Source organism: Apibacter sp. B3935, assembly GCF_009827705.1.
Lineage (GTDB): Bacteria > Bacteroidota > Bacteroidia > Flavobacteriales > Weeksellaceae > Apibacter.
This window is the reverse complement of sequence record NZ_WINL01000003.1, coordinates 149,338-169,273: the sequence shown is the minus strand read 5'-3', so window position 1 is coordinate 169,273 and position 19,936 is coordinate 149,338. Positions and strand designations below refer to the sequence as shown.

Annotated in this window: 18 protein-coding genes; 11 read left to right on the top strand and 7 right to left on the bottom strand. The window is 30.0% G+C overall.

Annotated features, from left to right (window positions below; translation table 11 throughout):
* Positions 1-36: 36 nt before the first annotated feature.
* The 3 genes from GFV00_RS06635 (at position 37) to GFV00_RS06625 (ending at position 1,673) form a co-directional block, all read left to right on the top strand.
* Complete coding sequence (locus tag GFV00_RS06635) at positions 37-639, top strand: Crp/Fnr family transcriptional regulator (RefSeq protein ID WP_160542478.1); 603 nt, start codon at positions 37-39, stop codon at positions 637-639.
* Positions 640-741: 102 nt separating this feature from the next.
* The gene (locus tag GFV00_RS06630) at positions 742-1,140 is read left to right on the top strand and encodes a hypothetical protein (RefSeq protein WP_160557565.1); all 399 of its coding nucleotides are present in this window, start codon (positions 742-744) and stop codon (positions 1,138-1,140) included.
* Positions 1,141-1,154: 14 nt separating this feature from the next.
* Positions 1,155-1,673, top strand: a complete 519-nt coding sequence (locus GFV00_RS06625; RefSeq protein WP_160557566.1) for an acyl-CoA thioesterase — start codon at positions 1,155-1,157, stop codon at positions 1,671-1,673.
* Positions 1,674-1,675: 2 nt separating this feature from the next.
* Here the strand turns inward: GFV00_RS06625 and GFV00_RS06620 are convergent, their stop codons facing one another.
* A complete protein-coding gene (locus GFV00_RS06620; protein ID WP_160557567.1) occupies positions 1,676-2,470 on the bottom strand; it encodes a UDP-2,3-diacylglucosamine diphosphatase in 795 nt (264 codons plus the stop codon).
* Positions 2,449-2,892, bottom strand: coding sequence for a 6-carboxytetrahydropterin synthase (locus GFV00_RS06615; RefSeq protein WP_160557568.1), 444 nt, complete (start codon positions 2,890-2,892; stop codon positions 2,449-2,451). Before GFV00_RS06615 ends, GFV00_RS06620 begins: the two co-directional genes overlap by 22 nt.
* Positions 2,893-2,939: 47 nt before the next feature.
* On the opposite strand from GFV00_RS06615, the gene GFV00_RS06610 reads away from it, so the two are divergent.
* The 4 genes from GFV00_RS06610 to GFV00_RS06595 all read left to right on the top strand — a co-directional run bounded on the left by GFV00_RS06610 (position 2,940) and on the right by GFV00_RS06595 (position 8,769).
* On the top strand, positions 2,940-3,611 hold the full coding sequence (locus GFV00_RS06610) for a ComF family protein (RefSeq protein ID WP_160557569.1): 672 nt from the start codon (positions 2,940-2,942) through the stop codon (positions 3,609-3,611).
* A gap of 217 nt (positions 3,612-3,828) precedes the next feature.
* Positions 3,829-4,182 (top strand): T9SS type A sorting domain-containing protein, encoded by a 354-nt coding sequence (locus GFV00_RS06605; RefSeq protein WP_105296307.1) that lies wholly within the window; start codon positions 3,829-3,831, stop codon positions 4,180-4,182.
* Positions 4,183-4,374: 192 nt separating this feature from the next.
* Positions 4,375-6,780: an endopeptidase La gene (lon, locus tag GFV00_RS06600; protein WP_160557570.1), complete on the top strand. Its 2,406-nt coding sequence runs from the start codon at positions 4,375-4,377 to the stop codon at positions 6,778-6,780.
* A gap of 186 nt (positions 6,781-6,966) precedes the next feature.
* Positions 6,967-8,769 (top strand): hypothetical protein, encoded by a 1,803-nt coding sequence (locus GFV00_RS06595; RefSeq protein ID WP_160557571.1) that lies wholly within the window; start codon positions 6,967-6,969, stop codon positions 8,767-8,769.
* 62 nt (positions 8,770-8,831) lie between these two features.
* On the opposite strand, the gene GFV00_RS06590 is transcribed toward GFV00_RS06595, so the two are convergent.
* From GFV00_RS06590 to GFV00_RS06575, 4 genes are all read right to left on the bottom strand, one after another.
* Positions 8,832-9,827: a hypothetical protein gene (locus GFV00_RS06590; RefSeq protein ID WP_160557572.1), complete on the bottom strand. Its 996-nt coding sequence runs from the start codon at positions 9,825-9,827 to the stop codon at positions 8,832-8,834.
* A 28-nt stretch (positions 9,828-9,855) separates the two neighbouring features.
* Positions 9,856-10,662 carry a hypothetical protein gene (locus tag GFV00_RS06585; RefSeq protein ID WP_160557573.1) on the bottom strand — a complete coding sequence of 269 codons (807 nt, stop codon included), beginning with the start codon at positions 10,660-10,662 and terminating at the stop codon, positions 9,856-9,858.
* Between the two features lie 42 nt (positions 10,663-10,704).
* On the bottom strand, positions 10,705-11,577 hold the full coding sequence (locus tag GFV00_RS06580; protein WP_160557574.1) for a hypothetical protein: 873 nt from the start codon (positions 11,575-11,577) through the stop codon (positions 10,705-10,707).
* Between the two features lie 668 nt (positions 11,578-12,245).
* Positions 12,246-12,440 (bottom strand): hypothetical protein, encoded by a 195-nt coding sequence (locus GFV00_RS06575; protein WP_160557575.1) that lies wholly within the window; start codon positions 12,438-12,440, stop codon positions 12,246-12,248.
* 86 nt (positions 12,441-12,526) lie between these two features.
* Here GFV00_RS06575 and GFV00_RS06570 point away from each other — a divergent pair, with 86 nt between their 5' ends.
* The 4 genes from GFV00_RS06570 (at position 12,527) to GFV00_RS06555 (ending at position 19,213) form a co-directional block, all read left to right on the top strand.
* Positions 12,527-13,237, top strand: a complete 711-nt coding sequence (locus GFV00_RS06570; RefSeq protein ID WP_160557576.1) for a S24 family peptidase — start codon at positions 12,527-12,529, stop codon at positions 13,235-13,237.
* 183 nt (positions 13,238-13,420) lie between these two features.
* Positions 13,421-14,110, top strand: coding sequence for a LexA family transcriptional regulator (locus GFV00_RS06565; RefSeq protein ID WP_160557577.1), 690 nt, complete (start codon positions 13,421-13,423; stop codon positions 14,108-14,110).
* Between the two features lie 287 nt (positions 14,111-14,397).
* A complete protein-coding gene (clpB, locus tag GFV00_RS06560) occupies positions 14,398-17,025 on the top strand; it encodes an ATP-dependent chaperone ClpB (RefSeq protein WP_160557578.1) in 2,628 nt (875 codons plus the stop codon).
* A 319-nt stretch (positions 17,026-17,344) separates the two neighbouring features.
* Positions 17,345-19,213, top strand: coding sequence for a TolC family protein (locus tag GFV00_RS06555; protein WP_160557579.1), 1,869 nt, complete (start codon positions 17,345-17,347; stop codon positions 19,211-19,213).
* A gap of 66 nt (positions 19,214-19,279) precedes the next feature.
* Here GFV00_RS06555 and GFV00_RS06550 read toward each other — a convergent pair whose 3' ends face one another.
* The gene (locus tag GFV00_RS06550; protein WP_160557580.1) at positions 19,280-19,864 is read right to left on the bottom strand and encodes a riboflavin synthase; all 585 of its coding nucleotides are present in this window, start codon (positions 19,862-19,864) and stop codon (positions 19,280-19,282) included.
* Between the last annotated feature and the right edge of the window lie 72 nt (positions 19,865-19,936).

Genomic DNA, 19,936 nt, shown 5'->3' with positions numbered 1-19,936 from the left:
AAATTTTACATGGCGATTTAAAAACTCTTATATACTATGATTTTTGAAAAAATATTGGAAGAAATAAACAATGTAGTGCCTATTTCCAGAGAGGAAAAAGAGTATCTAAAGTCTATTTTAAAATTTAAAAAGCTAAACAAAAGAGATTCTCTTTTGCATCAAGAGGAGGTTGAAGATAATTATTATTACGTTCTTTCCGGTTGTTTACGAAGTTATATTAACGACAAAAAAGGATTGGAGCAGGTTCTTCAATTTTCATCTAAAGGTTGGTGGATTGCAGATAATGAAAGTATTATATACAATCAACCTGCTAAATTCAATATTGTTGCAGATTTAGATACTGAAATATTTATTTTATCTAAAAAAGCAAAAGAAGAATCCGTTAAAAGGTTTCCAAAATTAGAACTTTATTATAATGAAAGTTTAATCCGCTCTGTAATTTTCTTACGTAATCGTTTATATGAAATATTAAGTTTATCTGCAGAAGAACGATATAGAAATTTTTGTATTATGTTTCCTGAATTAAAAAATTCAATATCTCAAAAACATATTGCCTCATACATTGGTATTACTCCTGAATTTTTTAGTGCTATGAAAAAAAAATTAAAAGACAGGCAAACATGCGTTGAGGAATTTTAATAATATATTCTTAAGTTATTTAAATTTGTTAAAATATATTTCAGCTTTAAAAAAGGAGATAAAGATAGTTGATAAATAATGTATTTATTTTAAATTTACTTTATGGACCTAATAAAATATTGCATACTATTATTACAAGAAACCAATCAAGTTACTTTACCTTCTTTTGGAAAATTTGAATTAAAATTTAATTCGGTGAGAGAGGATCAGGAAACTAATCAACTACTACCCCCCTCCTATTCCCTATCTTTTACTCAGCAACATAACCTCAATGATATCGCTTTAGCTAGCATAATTGCAGAATTGAATTCAATAGATGTTGAGAGAGCTAAAGATTTTGTTTATCAGACAATTAAGGAGTGGAAAAAAATTCTAAAATCGAAACCATATCTAACCATTGAAAATTTAGGAACATTTAGAGCTGAAAAAGAAAAAATTATTTTCAGTTTGAGTGAAAAGAGTTTTGTTACTTACAAAAATTTTGGTTTACTTCCTTTATAATTGAATTGAAATTCATGAAAGCTAAAACTCCCTCTGATTCAAGAACCATAATGACCACCATTGTGCTAACGAATGAAACCAATGCTTATAATAATATGTTTGGCGGGGATTTACTTTCTTTAATGGATCGAGCATGTGCCATAGCCGCTCAAAGACATGCGGAAGCTAAAGTTGTGACTGCTTCTGTTAATCATGTTTCCTTTTCAACACCTATTCCATTAGGAAGTACTGTTGAGGCCATAGCTAAGGTTTCTAGAGCTTTTGGATCTTCTATGGAAGTATTTGTCGATATATGGATGGATGATGCAATAAATCATACAAAAACCAAAACCAATGAAGGGATATATACTTTTGTAGCTTTAGATGAATTTATGAAACCTAAAAAAATACCTGACTTAGTACCTGAAACTGAAGAAGAAATAGTTAGATATAACTCAGCCCTTCACAGAAGGGAATTATCTTTGCTGCTATCCGGAAGAATTACACCGTCAGAAGCTGTTGAATTAAGAAAAATATTTACGATGGATAAATAAAATTAAACTGTTTCTGTAAAAGTCTGTAAATGCAAATGATCTCCATCGAAAACGGCATAGGTATAATACGAAATCCAATCCCCTAAATTTACATAGTGGCTGTTTTTATCTTCACCAATTAATAAATCCATAGGTAAATGACGATGCCCGTAAATAAAGTAATCATAATGTTTTTCATTCAATTTTTCTTTAGAAAAGACAATCAGCCATTCATTATCTTCTCCTAAGAATTTAATATCTTCCTCCCCACTAATTAATTTATTTTTTCTTGACAAATAAGTACCTAAGGCTACTCCTACATCCGGATGCAACCATCTGAAAAACCATCGAGCAACAGGATTCGTAAAAAGTTTTTTCATTCTTTTATACCCGCGATCTCCCGGTCCCAATCCATCTCCATGAGCAATAAAAAAACTTTTGTTGTTGATAATAAATGTTTGTTCTTCGTTAAAAACTGTTATTGCTAATTCTTTTTGAAGATAATCTCTCATCCATAAATCATGATTTCCGGTAAAAAAATATATTTTAACCCCCGAATCTGAAAGTTCAGCTAATTTTCCTAATATTCGAACAAATCCTTTGGGTACAACGGTTTTATATTCATGCCAAAAATCAAATAAATCCCCTAATAGGAATAATACTTGAACATCATGTTTAATTTGTTCTAAAAATTTTAAGAAAATCTTTTCTCTTTTTCTGGATGAAACTTCATCAGGTGCTCCTAAATGCTGATCTGAGGCAAAATAAACTTTTTTGCCTGCCGTAAGGTTAATTTCTATAGGTCTTCCCTTATCCATTCACCATATGACGTTTCGGTTTCATATAATTTAAGCTTCGCTAATAAAATATTTTCAGGAAGCTCTGATTGTATTTTTTCGGCAAAATCTATCAACATATTCTCACATGTGGGCTGATAATTCATAAAAATAACTTTATGTCCTTGATTTTGCAATTGCTCTCCTAATTGTTTATGTTCTGTTTGAGCGTTTAAAATAATGGCATGATCTAAAGGATTTATAATTAATTTTTTTACAATAGATTTCAACTCTCCAAAATCCATAACCATTCCATTTTTAACATGGTGTATATCATTACACGGCTCTCCTTTAACAGTAACATACAATTTATAAGAATGCCCATGAATGTTTTTACATTTACCATCATATCCCCACAGAGCATGAGCTGTTTCAAATGTAAATATTTTAGTCAGCCTTATCACAATAAATAAATTTGTTTATATTACGCAAAGATAATTGAAAAATACTCATGTGGCAAGAAATACTCTCTACTCTGTTTCCTAATAGATGTGTTGGTTGTGAAACAATTATTTCTTTAGCACAACACTATATATGCGAAAGGTGTAAATCTCATTTACCTTTTACTTATATTCCTTTTAACAACACAAATTCAATTCACAGCCAACTTAACAATTCTGCGAAAATAGAATTTGCATCTTCCTTATTATTTTTCTCAAAAGAAAATATTACACAACAATTAATTCATCATTTAAAATATAAAAATAAACCGGAAATCGGTTCATGGTTAGCTGAGATTTGGTTTATGCAAAATGAGAACAATCCTTGTTTAAAAGAAGTAAAAACAATTGTTCCGGTCCCTATTCATTCGAAAAGATATAAAAAAAGAAACTATAATCAAATTTTGCTCTGTTGCAAAAAATTAGCAACTCTAATGAATTGCAATTTCGACGAGCATGTTCTCCGACGAGTTTCTCATATGAAATCTCAAACCCAGTCCAACAGAGAAGAACGTATAAAAAAAATGGAAAACGCTTTTATAAGAAATTCAAATTGTTCGAGTCATTATTTATTGGTTGATGATGTCTTAACAACGGGTGCAACCTTAATTGCATGTACTCAAGAACTGTTAAAAACCGATGATTCTCAAGTAAGTATATTTACTTTAGCAACAACAATATAAATATAAAATATAGAATAATTCAGAAAAAAGCCCTTAAGACAAAACTATTGAAGATAAGATAATTGAATATTATCTTTATTCCCAAATAAAAATAAAAATAATTTAATAAAAAGTTGTAAAGAATATTTTTTTTTTATAATTTTATACATTAATTTTAAGTACATAAAACTATCATTTTATCAAGGAAATTTTCATAATTTTTAGATATAAATTGCTTATGAAGAAATTTTTATTTTTTATTACGTTGCTTTTTTCAATTAACCTGGTTACTGCAAAAGATTTTCCGGCCAATATTTTAATGAACTTTTATTTACAAGAGCAACCTTATACTAAATCAAAATTATATCCTAATCCGGCAGTAAATTTTATACTTGTTAAGAATTCTAGTTCTTATAAAATTGATAATATTTCTGTTTTATCCATGGTTGGTACCAATTTAATCGATAAAGATATAATTGATTCCAATCTTAATCAGGAAATTAATATTTCAAAACTTCCTACAGGAAGATATTTTGTTAAAGTTACTTATTCCGATGGAAGCAGAGAAATTCTAACCCTTATCAAGTTATAATTCTAAGCTTTAATAGCAATTATAGTAAGTTTTTATTTGGCATATTAATTGACCTTAGTACACGTACAAACTTTGGAGGTTACAACATTTCTTATTAATAATCAATACTATACCCATTTAAGATTTAAAAAAAGTAGTTCTCTTTTTTTAGATATCTGAAAGTTTGTCATTAAATCTTTAATACGAAACATTATGAAGTTCGACATATTGTCATTAGATCAAGTTATGCAAAATGATAGTGAATTTATTCCTTTACTAAGCCAGGATGAAGAAGATAAAATGATGAATGAAACTTTTCCTACAGTTTTACCCTTACTTCCGGTAAAAAATGTAGTTTTATTTCCCGGGGTTGTTATACCAATTACTGCCGGAAGAAATAAATCCATCAATTTATTACAAGATGCTCAGCAAAACGATAAGATTATAGCAGTCATTACACAAAAAGATGTAAATGCAGATAATCCGACTATAAATGATATGTATTCGGTAGGTACTATAGGTAAAATATTAAAATTACTTAAAATGCCTGACGGAAGTACCATGGTAATTATTCAAGGGATACGTAAATTTTCTATTAATAATATACTTGAAGAGGAGCCTTATTTAAAAGCAGAAATTACTTTATTGGAAGACAAAAGAAAGGTTTCCAATAAAAATAAAGAACATTTTAATGTTTTATTGGAAAGCCTTCGTGAAACAGCCATTAAAATTATTAATGAAAATCCGGCTATCCCTTCAGACGCTTCTTTTGCTATTAAAAATATTGAAGGCAGCTCCTTGTTGGTAAATTTTGTTGCTTCTAATCTTGATTTGCCGTTAGTCAAAAAGCAGGAATTATTGGAAGTTAACAGTTTGTTAGATCGTGCTTCCAAAACGTTAAAGTACCTGAACGTTGAGCTTCAAAAAATATCTTTAAAAAATTCTATTCAGGATAAGGTTAACTCCGACCTCAGCAAACAACAACGTGAATATTTCCTACACCAGCAAATGAAAACCATTCAGGAGGAGTTGGGAGGCGTTTCTTATGAAGCTGAAGTTCAAGAAATGAAAGAAAAAGCTTCGAAAAAAAAATGGAGCAAGTCTATAAATGAACATTTTGAAAAAGAACTTAATCGCTTAGTTCGCATGAACCCGCAAACACCTGATTATGGTGTTCAAAGGAATTATTTAGAATTAATGTTGGATTTGCCTTGGGAAAAATATTCTAAGGACAATTTTGATATTAATCATGCTGAAAAAGTTTTAAATAAAGACCATTTTGGTTTAGAAGATGTTAAAGAACGAATCTTAGAGTATCTCGCAGTCCTAAAACTTAAAGGAGATATGAAATCTCCCATCATTTGTTTATATGGTCCTCCCGGTGTCGGTAAAACTTCATTGGGTAAATCCATTGCTTCTGCTTTAGGAAGAAAATACGTTCGTATATCATTGGGAGGGTTGCATGATGAATCGGAAATTAGAGGACATCGTAAAACTTATATTGGAGCTATGCCGGGGAGAATTATTCAATCCATAAAAAAGGTTGGAACATCTAATCCCGTTATTGTTTTAGACGAAATAGACAAAATTAGCACCAGTGGACACGGTGACCCGTCTTCTGCTTTACTTGAAGTATTAGACCCCGAACAAAACAGTACTTTCCATGATAATTTCCTGGATGTAGATTACGACTTATCTAAAGTATTGTTTATTGCTACCGCCAACAATTTAGCTACCATACAACCGGCGTTGTTGGACAGAATGGAAATTATTGATATTTCCGGATATACTATTGAGGAAAAAGTAGAAATAGCTAATAAATATCTTTTACCAAAGCAAATCCTCGAACATGGACTTACCAAAAAAGATATTTCTATAAGTAAGAAAGAATTGGAATTTATTATCCAAGCATATACTCGAGAATCCGGTGTTAGAGGCTTAGAAAGAAAAATATCGAAAATTGTAAGGAATATTGCCTTACAAATTGCTCGCAATACAGAATATAATAAAAAATTGAGTCAAAATAAAATTATCGAAATCCTAGGTCCGCCTATGATGCCTGAAATGTCTGAAACTAATAAAGTTCCCGGAGTTGTTACAGGATTAGCTTGGACTCAAGTAGGAGGAGATATTCTTTTTATTGAAAGTATTCTTTCTAAAGGCAAAGGAAACTTAACCATGACCGGAAATTTAGGTAACGTAATGAAAGAATCGGCTACCATTGCTTTGGAATACATAAAATCTAATTATAAAGAGTTCGGTATCGATCCGCAAAAAATTGAAGAAAGTAATATACACATTCACGTTCCTGAAGGTGCAACTCCTAAAGACGGACCATCTGCAGGTATAGCAATGCTTACTTCTCTCGTTTCCTCTTTTACCGGTAAAAAGGTTAAGTCTAAATGGGCTATGACCGGTGAAATTACTTTACGAGGAAAAGTTCTTCCGGTAGGCGGTATTAAAGAAAAAATATTAGCTGCGAAACGGGCCGGTATTACCGATGTCATATTATGTGAAGAGAATAGAAAAGATATTGAAAAAATCAATCCTGATTATATTAAAGGCTTAAAAATACATTATGTAACTCAAATGTCTGAAGTGATTGATTTAGCTATATAATAAAATTATAAAAACTATAAGCCTGATTTTCATCAGGCTTTTTTATTTATACTTATAATAAATTTAAATCGCAACATTTATCAAATAATAAAATTTAATTTTTTTTATTCCTCTTAAAGTTTGAAAGTAAAATACTAGATATATAGACTTTAAATTAGCTATTTTATTTTGTTTACCTTTGATATCATGAAAATAAAAGATATTGAACATTCATACCGTTCTCTTATTAATAAAGAGATTTCAACGGTACAATCACTTAAAAAAAAGATATTTATTATTGCTGCTTTGAGATTATCAGTAGTTCTTGTTGCTGCTTTACTTTGTATTTTTACTTGGAAAAACAGCTACCTTACCGGCGGTATCATCTTTGTATCTTTTTCGATATTTATCTTGTTATTAAAGTTACATCAAAAACTGTTTTATAAAAAAAATTATTCAGAAGCATTAATAACTTTAGCAGAAAATGAATGTAAAGCTCTTAATTACGATTTTTCATCTTTTGATGGAGGCCCTGAATATATCTCGACTGAACACAGCTTCAGCTACGATTTAGATTTATTTGGCGATCGATCGCTTTTTCAGTCTATTAATCGAACATGCACCTATCAAGGTAAAAATTTTCTTGCCTATCTGTTCCTTACTCCCTATTTAGACAAAAAAACAATTTTGGAAAATCAGGAAAGCATCCAAGAATTAGCTTCAAAACAAGGTTGGGTAAACCATTTCCGAGTTTTAGGGTCTTTAAACGGAAAATTAGAAAATAAAGAAAATTTTGATTCAAATATATTTCCGGAAACATTTTTATTGCATAAAAATAAATTCTGGGAAATAATGATATATATTATTCCCTGCTTGTATTTAATCTTACTTGTATTTACAGCTTTTAATAGGGTATCTGCATTATATTTTATTCCTTTATGGATCATAACTTATGCAATTAATGCCTTTGCGAGTAAGCATGTAAATAATATAGTTAATAACATAGAAAAAAAAACAGATGTTTTATCCACCTATACCTCACTTTTTAGTGCCATAGAAGAGCAAAATTTTGATAGTTATTTGTTAGAAAAATATCGTAAAATCCTTATCAAGAAAACTTCTGCATCAAAAGCTATCTATAAATTGAATAGATATTGTTCTCAATTAAATATGGCTATGGCTTATCCGATGATTTTATTTTTCAATCCGGTTTTATGTTGGAGTGTACGTTATGCTATTAAGATAGAAAAATGGTTGGATACCTATAAAAATTATTTACCGAATTGGTTTGATTCTCTTTCTCATTTTGATGCTTGGTGCTCCCTGTCAATATATGCATATACTCACCCCGGATATTCCTATCCTAAAATAAATACTGAACATTTTATATTTGATGGGAAAGAATTGGGCCACCCTCTACTTAATCGTTCCTCTTGTGTAACCAATGATGTTAAAATTTCAAAAGAAAATTATTTTTTAGTAATAACGGGAGCTAATATGGCAGGTAAAAGTACGTATTTAAGAACTATAGGGGTTAACCACGTGTTAGCCTGTATTGGTGCCCCGGTATACGCTAAGTCATTAGAGATATTCCCGGGAAATTTGGTAACTAATTTAAGAACTACAGATTCCTTAGTTGATCATGAATCTTATTTTTTCTCTGAATTAAAACGATTGAAAATGATTATAGACAGACTTTATTCCGGAGAACATTTATTTATCATTTTAGACGAGATTTTAAAAGGTACCAACTCTGAAGATAAGCAAAAAGGATCTTTAGCGCTTATGAAACAACTTATTTCGTTAAGAGGTAATGGCATTATAGCTACACATGATTTAGTACTAGGCACCTTGGAAGCAAACTATCCCGAAAATATAAAGAACTACCGTTTTGAAGCAGAAATTGCTCAGGATGAATTAGTGTTTGATTATAAATTAAAAGAAGGTGTAGCTCAAAATATGAATGCCACTTTTTTAATGAAGAAAATGGGAATTACTGGTATTGAATAAAAATACCTGCCTATTCGGCAGGTATTATATAAATACTAAGTATATAACTTAATTTTTAAAATTTATAGAGATGATTCATCTATATCTAAACGAATAGCAAAGAAATAAACACCAACCGGGAGATCTCCACCATTATCACCCGCTCCAGGTATTGAAGATCTGGTTTCCAATACTTGTTGACGTTTTAAACTGGTACTAAAAGTTAAAGCAATTTCATGCTCATATCCTTCATCACCCGGATTTTTATCTGGAGATTGTATTACTGCAATATAATTTACATATGGAGTAGTATACCCTTGGCTTTTAGCTTCCGGATAGGTTCCAACCATAGTCATTGCATGCTCAGATGGATTTCCATTTACAAAACTATTTTGACTTGCTAAATACCAATTTCTATTATATTTCCCGTTATCGCAAAGATTACCCCCTTGATCAAAAGGTAGAGGTGAGCTAGCAGGATTCATACAAGGAGATCGTTTATTTTTAATGTGAAATTCATCGACTTTTAATTTGCTTAAATCATCTAAATCATGAAGATATGTCCAGAATAAAAATCCCCCATCGTCTCCATTATTATAAATCATATATTTAGCCATTATCATCCAAACACCCGGAGGTAATTTTAATCCTTTACCAGGTTGTGAAATTTCTACATGATCCCCCTCATCTCTATTATTCATTACAAAGTCTGTTCTAAGATCTTTTGTTTCAACTTGTCTTATACTAAATGGTTTGGGCACCCAATTAACTACACCCGTATTATCTTGAAACATTAACATGCTTCCTGCAGCTTCTGATTGATCACTGATACGAATTCCTGGTACGGTCCCATCCGTATAGATATGGACTTTAGCTTGAGGTGTTAGGGTACCAATACCCAGATTACCATTACTATCAACTATCACATCATCGGAAGTATTAGAATTTCCTTGAGTATTACCTTTTGCATCAACATGAAAAACCCCTTTAGGCTCTGTTGTATTTATACCTACTTGTGCAAAAGCAGAGGAAATTCCTACACTTCCTCCTAACATATATAATAAAAATAATTTTCTCATATAATAAATTTAAAATTCGTATAATTTATTAATCAATAAGATCCGCATCTAATCGAACAGCATAAAAGAAAGAACCTTGAAATTTTGTATTTGATGTTACATATCCGAATTTAACATTACTTGTGCTTCCAAATATTCTAAATTCATGATTTTCCCCTTTAGGAATATTAACCAAAGCTGCTAATTGCGGAGTTCCTGTAAGCCCATCTAGACCTCCATCTTGTTCTAAAGGAACACCTAAAATAGTATTATAAACCTTTTTATTTATATCAGGATATTTAGTAACATTTTTTAAATAAATCCACACATTATTTCTTGGCTTTTCATTAGGAGGAGATACTGTAGGTTTAATTACGAATTTAGAAAGAATCAGCCATCTTCCCTGAGATAGTATTACGGGCTGCTCTGTTAAATCTGCGGCACTTTCATCTAATGGTAAAGGTATATTATCCCCTATTTTACCAGTTTTAATTAAAGGTCTCGATGGCACTACCCATTTGGAATTTCCTAAAGAGTCTATGCTGACCAATATGTTTGCATTAGTTTCATGACCATCTTCCAAACGAATATTTCCGTTTATATCCAGACTAACATCAGGATTAATTTTACCTACCCCTACCTTTCCATAATAAGGAATATTATCTTCTGTTGTAAATACCACATCATCAGAAGTATTTACCGGATTTGGTATATCACCATTATCCTTTTTTGCATCAATATGAAATATCGCTTGAGGATGATCGGTATTGATTCCTACTCCTATTGCCTTCTTTTGCGAAATACCTATACCTGTTGCTAACAACAAAATGCATATAGTTAAATATATTTTATTCATGATTTTTTTATATAAAAATTATTATTATAATTAATAATTATCTTATTTAAATTGATCTATTCGTACAGCTCTAAAATAAGGTTTACCTGTTGAAAATCCAGTATAATCTCCATCTACATATACGATTGTATTATGATCTATACTGGTACTGGCATAAGCGCTAACCTTCATAGTTTGCCCATTGTTTATTTTAACCACATGAGTTAGCTGAGGCGTACAGGCACAAGCTCCACCCCGTTCTGTTGCAAAACCAACAGTTGTTAATACTCCTTTATCGGGTGACTGATTTTCGTCATAAAGTAGGGTCCAGATATATTGATCAAAACCATACATTTTTCCACAACCTCCACCAAATCCTGTTGAACTATTTGAAGTTCGTGTAGTGTATTTGAGTTGAATTAGCCATGTACCTTCTGTTAGCTCTAATGGCTTATCTGAAATTTTTACGGCAGGCTTATAACCACTAGGCATATTGGGATCACCGGGTATATATGGAGATGTATTTACAAAATTAGGTGCTGATGTTGATGTTGCATCAAGTCTTGTTTTAATTTGAATAATAGAACCTTCCTTGATCTCCGGCATAGGCCTCGTTTCAGCTACAAAATTACCTTCTGCATCAGAAGCAATAATTTCACCTTTAGACTGTACACCGGCCGGTTTTACTCGTAATGCTTGCCCTTTTGTCCCTATAATTTCGAGCTTTGCTTTCGGAGTTCTGGTACCAATACCTACATTTCCTTCTGAATCTACTATAAATTCATCAAATTCTTGATTTAAATTGCCTTCTTTTCCACTTACAATGTGGAAAACTCCTTGAGGATCTTCTGTGTTTATTCCCACATTTTTGGTTTGAGAGAAAGAACAAACGGAAATCACTCCGAGTAATGAACATAATAAAACTCTCTTTTTCATAATGAATTATTAATTAACATATTACTTATTAATTGATTTTCTACTTTTTAATTTAAAAAATCTATCCTATTTTTAATGATCATCTTTCTTTTTTCATTATAAAAATATAGTACCTACAAGGGCATTAAAAATAGATGAACGCTTAATTTTTTAAACTTTATAACACTTTAACACTAACTTTATGGCGGTAAAGATAAACAAAAAAAATATACAATCACAAAGTTTATATAACATATATATTTTTTATATATTTAAATCAAATAAAGTGATTTTAATTTATTTTTTAAGTATACAGCTAACTCATATTAATAATTTTTAAAATATAAATCTTTTAAATTATATTGATTAAATATTTACTTTATATAAATTTAAATTTTAAAAGTATGCATATAATAGCATTTATATCTTAAAAGATCCATTCTTTTTATATCAATTCATGTCATTATTAAAAGGCGTAAAGATATTTTAACACTCCTAAAAATTTATAAATCGATTATTTAAGTAAATGTTTATACATATACAGAATTGATAGATTATTTAATATAAATTTTAACAAATATTAAGTAGCATAATTCATAAGTTTATTTCATTCCATTCGTGCCGATAAAGTAGTTATTTACATTGATTATTGCTTTCTTATATTAGAAGTAACTGCATTTAATCCTAAATTAATTTGAAATTTTCTTATGATAATTTTTAATAAACTTTTCTCTATTACTAATAATTGCTTCTAAAGCCTCTAATACATCATTTTTTTCACGGGAAAAACGAGCTCTTACGTTTTCAGGAGTTATATTCAATAATTTAGATGCCAAAATATAATCTCCCACTTCAATTTTTCTTTTTATTTGTTCTACTGTCATAACAATAATATATTTTTTGATATCTTTGTTTTATCTCAACACAAATATATATACATTTTGTTTATCTTAAAATTTTTTTACACGAAATGTATATTTTTATACATGCTATGGATAAAGTTATTATTTTAAATGAAATTAAAAAACACTATGGATACACTAAAGATTCTCAGTTAGTAAAACATTTGGGAATAACTTCTCAAATTTTGTATAACTGGAAAAAACGTAATTCATATAACATTAAATTAATTTATACAAAATGTGAAATTTTCAACTATGAATGGCTATTAACAGGAAAACCTCCTATGTTGAAAAAAGATAATACCATTACAAATAATAATAATTCTATAGCTGAAGAATCAAAAAATATTTTTCTTAAAGGCCAAAAAAATTATATTCCTTTATATAATTTGGACCGTAATGGGGGTTTAAAAAATATTTTTGTAAAAAAATTTGATCAAAATTTAATTATAGAATTTATCAAAATACCGGATTTAGCTGATTGTGATGGGGCAACATATGTTAAAGGCAATTCCATGCTACCAACAATCCAAAACGGTGACATTGTTATTTTTAAGACTATTTCCCTTAATGATTTATTTTGGGGAGAACTTTATTTAGTCGAAATATGCATGGATGACGATTCATTTTATTTATTAATTAAGTATATACAAAAATCTGAAAAAGGAGATAAATTTATTAAACTTACAGGGCAAGATAATAAAAGTAGTTACCATGATATTCCTATTTCTAAAATCAATGCAATAGCCCTTATCCGTGGAAGCTTACGAATATTCTAAATGCGCCTCCCTACATTATTTATCTCAATATAATTTATATATAATTTTTTTATACTAATTGTGTTAGATTATTGTAATGTTGTTGTGACAATTTAATAATTTTTAGTATATTTGTCTAGCAACCAAACACTTATATAAACATTCTGTTTATTTTGATCATTTATTTATTTAAATTAATAAGCTATGAAAAAATCTGTCCTATTAAGTAAAATAAAATTATTTTATGGATTTAAAAAAGATTCTGAATTGGCTAAATATCTTAATATTTCACCTCAAACTTTTTCAAATTGGAAAAAACGAAATAGCTTTAATCCTTTATTAATCCACGCTAAATGCCCTGAAATTAACCTTGAATGGATATTAACCGGAGAAGGTCCTATGTTAAAATCACCAATTTTAGATAATGATTTTTCTTTACCATTATTAGAAGAACCATTAGTTAGATTTGAAGATAAAAGTAATTTTAATATACCACTATATAACTTAGACACCAATGGTGGATTAAAAAATATTGTTCATAAAAAATCTGAAAATACATTCATTTCAGAATTTATAAAAATACCTAGTTTATCTGACTGTGACGGAGCTATTCATATAAAAGGAGAATCTATGCTTCCACTTTTAAAAAATGGTGACATTGTTATTTTCAAAAATGCTTCCATAGATAATATATTTTGGGGAGAATTATATATAATTGAAATCGCCTTATCGGAAGATTCCAATCTTACCTTCGTTAAACATATTCAGAAATCCAGTTTAGGTAACAATTACATAAAATTAGTCAGTACCAATCCTATGTTTGAACCTAAAGATGTTTCCTTAGATACCATAAATGCTATCGGCATGATACGTGCAAGTATTCGATATCATTAAATATTATATAAAGTCTATAATTTATTTATAACAATTATATATCTGTAATTTTTAAATTATATATGAATTTCATGTAATTTATTTTTGAAGATGTAGTAATCAAAAAAACAATCCAATCTTTAAGACCTCAAAAAAATGTCATTGTGTCATTAATTTTAGTTTTAAAAACACAAATTATGCCATGTTGTCTCGTTTTATTCATTTATTCTCTTACATATTGATTATAAAAACCTATCCATGATTTTGGTTTATATTTTGCTTAGAAAAAATGTAAGAGATTAAATAAAATGGATTTTAATAAATTAACCATCAAATCACAAGAAGCCTTGCAACAATCCCAAGTGCTTGCACAAGGTTTAGAAAATCAGGCCATTGAACCTGCGCATTTGCTTAAAGCTTTATTGGAAAGCGAAGCCAGTGTGATTACTTTCATATTAAAAAAACAAAACTCAAATTTAGCATATATTAACTCCGAACTTGAATCTATACTAAATTCTTTACCTAAAGTTAGAGGCGGACAAATTTATTTGTCCCAAAATTCTAATAAAGCTTTAAATGAAGCCCAATTAGAATCAACTAAGATGAAAGATGAATTTATAAGTTTAGAGCATATTTTCTTAGGACTGCTTTCCGTAAACGACAAAACCTCCCAATTATTAAAAAATCAAGGAGTCACCAAAGAAGGCGTACTTAAAGCAATCGAAGAAATTAGAAAGGGAGAACGAGTAACCTCTCAATCAGCAGAAGATACCTATAATTCATTAAACAAATATGCCAAAAACCTTAATGAATTAGCTCAAAACGGTAAACTAGACCCTGTAATAGGAAGAGATGACGAAATCAGAAGAGTTTTGCAAATTCTTTCTCGAAGAACAAAAAACAATCCCATATTAATTGGAGAGCCCGGTGTCGGAAAAACTGCAATTGCCGAAGGAATAGCTCATCGAATCATTAACGGGGATGTTCCTGAAAATTTAAAGGATAAAACTATTTTTTCTTTAGATATGGGAGCTTTGATTGCAGGAGCAAAATATAAGGGTGAATTTGAAGAACGTCTAAAAGCAGTTGTTAAAGAAGTTACCGCTTCCAACGGAAATATTATTTTGTTTATTGATGAAATTCACACATTAGTTGGTGCCGGAGGAGGAGAAGGAGCCATGGATGCAGCGAACATTTTAAAACCGGCATTGGCACGAGGTGAACTTCGTTCCATTGGAGCAACAACATTAAATGAATATCAAAAATATTTTGAAAAGGATAAAGCGTTGGAAAGACGTTTTCAAAAGGTGATGGTTGAAGAACCCGATGTGGATGATGCCATAGCTATATTACGTGGAATTAGAGAGAAATATGAAGCCCATCACAAAGTACGTATTAAAGATGAAGCCGTGATTGCATCTGTGGAACTTTCCAATCGATATATTTCCGACCGATTTTTACCAGACAAAGCCATAGACTTAATGGATGAAGCATCGGCAAAACTTCGTATGGAAATGAATTCCAAACCTGAAGAATTGGATGCCTTAGACCGTAAAAAAATGCAGCTTGAAATTGAATTAGAAGCGGTTAAACGAGAAGCGGAAAGTCCTACTTCCAATGAAAGCATTAAACAAGCTAATGAGAAAAGGTTAGAAAATGTTAAAGAAGAATTAGCACAACTTAATGAAAAAAGAAATGAGCTAAGCGCTTCCTGGAAAGCAGAAAAAGAAAGGGCGGATAAAGTTCAAGAAATCCGTAAAAATATTGAAGAATTTAAAATTGAAGCTGAAAAAGCAGAAAGATCCGGTGATTATGGTAAAGTTGCTGAATTACGTTACGGAAAAATAAAAGAACAAGAGGCTGAACTTGCTAAAGCTGAAGCTGAACTTTCTGATGATCGACCTAAATTAATCAAGGAAGAAGTTGATTCTGAAGACATTGCTGATGTAGTAGCCAAATGGACCGGTATTCCGGTTACTAAACTGGTACAAAGTGAACGTGAAAAATTATTAAATCTGGAATCTGTTCTTCACAAAAGGGTTGTCGGACAAGAAGAAGCAATTGAGGCAGTAGCTGATGCTATACGCAGAAACCGCGCGGGATTAAACGATGAAAGAAAACCTATCGGATCATTTTTATTCTTAGGAACAACCGGTGTCGGTAAAACCGAATTGGCAAAGGCCTTAGCCGAATTTTTATTTGATGATGAAAATTCAATGACCCGAATTGACATGAGTGAATATCAAGAAAAACATTCTGTTAGCAGACTGGTTGGTGCGCCTCCGGGATATGTGGGTTACGAGGAGGGTGGTCAGTTAACCGAAGCCGTTAGAAGAAGACCTTATTCTGTTATCTTATTGGATGAAATCGAAAAAGCTCATCCGGATGTTTTTAATATTTTATTACAAGTATTGGATGATGGTAGGCTAACAGATAATAAAGGAAGAACCGTTAATTTTAAAAATGCGATTATAGTTATGACTTCCAATTTGGGATCTCATTTAATTCAAGAAAATTTTGAAAAACTGGAAGGAAATAATTACAAAGAAATTTTAGAATTGACCAAAGAGCAGGTTATGGAACTGTTAAGGAAAACCCTTCGCCCTGAGTTTTTAAACCGCATCGATGAAACTATTGTATTTAAACCTTTAAATAAGAATGAAATAAGAAGTATAATAGATATCCAATTAGATTCTCTTAATAAAATATTAGATAAAAAAGGAATTCGCATGAGCATGACCGATGAGGCTAAAGATTATATAATGAGCAAAGGCTATGATCCTACTTTTGGCGCCAGACCTTTAAAAAGATTGATTCAACATGAAATTTTAAATCAATTATCTAAGGAAATTTTAGGTGGAAAAATTAATGATAATGATACCATCGTTGCAGATTATTTTCCTGAAACCGGTCTAGTTTTTAGAAAAGAAAATTAATAAGAATACATAAATCATAATACATTATTAAATTAAAAAAAGGGTATATTATTTATACCCTTTTTTGGTTTCAATTAATAAAAGTACTTCATATTATTTTTATTTTATATTTACTCCTTATATTTAGTATTCAACACTTACTATCTTAATTTATAATACATATATTTAAAGATGATGATATCATTTAAAATTAATTAGTTTATTATCATATTAGACGATAGATCTATAAATAAAACCTGATAAAAAATGTTTTTAGATAAGTTTGTAACAAAATAAATAATTATTCTACTTATAATACTGAAAATTCATTTACATAAGAATGAAACTAAACAACAGTATAATCGCTTTTTTCATAGTCGGATTTATTTCAGCGCAAAAAGTATGGTCTTTCAATGATTGTTTATCTTACGCCAGAGAAAACAATTTGCAAGTACTTGCTTCTAAACTAAATGAACAAGTTCAAGAAAGTAATTTAAAAATTGCTAAAAAAGAAAAACTACCCGATCTGAAAGGTACTATAACTAACGGTATAACTTTTGGTCCATTGGCTACACAAAAGGTTACCCAAGATGGTGTAACAGATTTTACCATAGACTCCTATTATAAATATACAGAAGGATATCAAAACAATCTTGCTCTTGAATCCTCCATGATACTTTATAACAACAGACGTTTACGATTAACAGAGGAAAAAAACGCTTTCTTGGTTCAACAAAATCAATATACCACTGAAAAAATCAAAAATGATATCTCACTACAATTAGTAGGAAATTATTTAACCGTTCTATTGAATAAAGAGCTTTTAGGAGTTCAATTAAATTCCATGGATACTCAAGCAAAAGATAAAGACAGGAATGAAAAATTATATAATGCCGGTAGTATACCTCTCAGCACTTTATATGAATCAAAATCCAATCTTGCGAACGCTAAACAAACGTATGAAAATGCTAAAATTGAAGTAGATCGTTCACTAATGGTTTTAGCCATGTTACTTCAAAAAGATTATCGAGATTTTCAGATAGAGGATGTTAAAGTTTCCGATGATATAGGAATGCCTCTTATCAATTTGGATGATATCATCAATTATGCTTTTAATAATCAACCGGTTATTAAATCTGCCGAATTAGGGGTTGAATCAGCAAAGAAAGATATTGATATTGCTAAAACCGCTTTTTATCCTTCAATTACCGGCGGATATAAAGTAAGTACTTTTTATCAGGATTATTTCGATCGTTCCAGTAAATCTATAGACGACCAATGGTATGACAATCACTCTCAAATGGTATCAGTAGGGGTTAACATTCCCATATTTAGTAAAGGAACAAATAAAATAAAAGTTCAGCAATCCCGAATTAATCAATTGATCCAAGAAAATCAGCTGGACCAAGAAAAATTAAATTTAAAGCAAAATATACAAACTTCTTATTTTGACGTAAATTCAGCTTATCAAACATTTACTTCAGCAAAAGAATTGGTAGCATCCACCGAATTATCCTATGAATTTGCACAAAAGAGTTTCACTGCAGGAAAAATTAATATTTACGATTTAAATACTGCAAGAAATAATTATTTCAATGCATTATCTCAAATGCTTCAAGCTAAATATTCATTTTTATTCAGATTAAAAATTCTTGATTTCTATATTGGTAAACCGTTAGAAATTTCATCTGATGAAAATACTAATTATAATAATTTAACTCCTGGTAAAGAAACGGTACAGGCAATAAATGATTTAACTTCAACTGATGTGGAAATTAAAAAACCGGAAGTTATAAAATCAAATAATATTATTCAGGAAAGAAAAAATGCAAATCTTTCAACCCCAAAAACAACCGTTATAAAACCTGAAAATATTAGCAATGCTAAACCTAAGCCTTCTGTAAAATCTAAAGATGAAGTAAAAACTAGTTCCGTTCCTGTTACGGCTCCTGTTAAAAATAATAATTCATCTCAACCCATAAAAACAGAAACGGTGATTAGTAAAAATATTCCGGTTAAATCATCAAATGAAAATTCGACAGTAAAACCATCAACTAAAAATGATGCAGATGCTAAACGGGAAGCATTAATTAAAGAAAGAAGATTAAAATATAGTCAAGGCGCCAAACCTAAATTCCAGAATGATGCTCAAAGAGAAGCCTTAATTAAGGAAAGACGAGCTAAGCTGAGTAAAGGAATATATGACTAACTACTATGAAATAAAAAGGCCTTTACCAATTGGTAAAGGCCTTTTATTTTGAATTAAGTTTATTATTTACTTATATAAACCATACAACTTCTGTATATACTTACCTATAATATCAAATTCTAAATTTACTTTATCTCCAATTTTCAGATATTTAAAATTTGTATGATCCCATGTATACGGAATAATTGCAACTGAAAACTCATTGTCCTTACTATCTACCACTGTTAAGCTTACTCCATTTACAGTGATTGAACCTTTTTCCACGGTGATTTGTTTACCTGTATAGGTAAAAGTCAATAAAAAACTTCCTTCTTGATTTTCTATCGATTTCAATTCCCCTACTTGATCTACATGCCCCTGTACAATATGCCCGTCTAGTCTATCTGATACTTTAACACATCTTTCCAGATTAATATGATCACCAATGGCAAGAGTTGAAAAATGCGTTTTTTTTAATGTTTCAGCAATAGCTGTTACCGTATAAAATTCCGGATTTATATCTACAACTGTTAGACATGTTCCATTATGAGCTATACTTTGATCTATTTTTAATTCATCAATAAATGAAGCGGATATTGATATGGAAAGATTTTCATCTATTTTTTCCATATTTACTATCTTTCCCGTTTCTTCTACAATACCTGTAAACATATTCAATTTTTATTCAAAAATACTATTTTATAATTTTTTTTAAATAATCAATTGACAATTGACAATATTTAA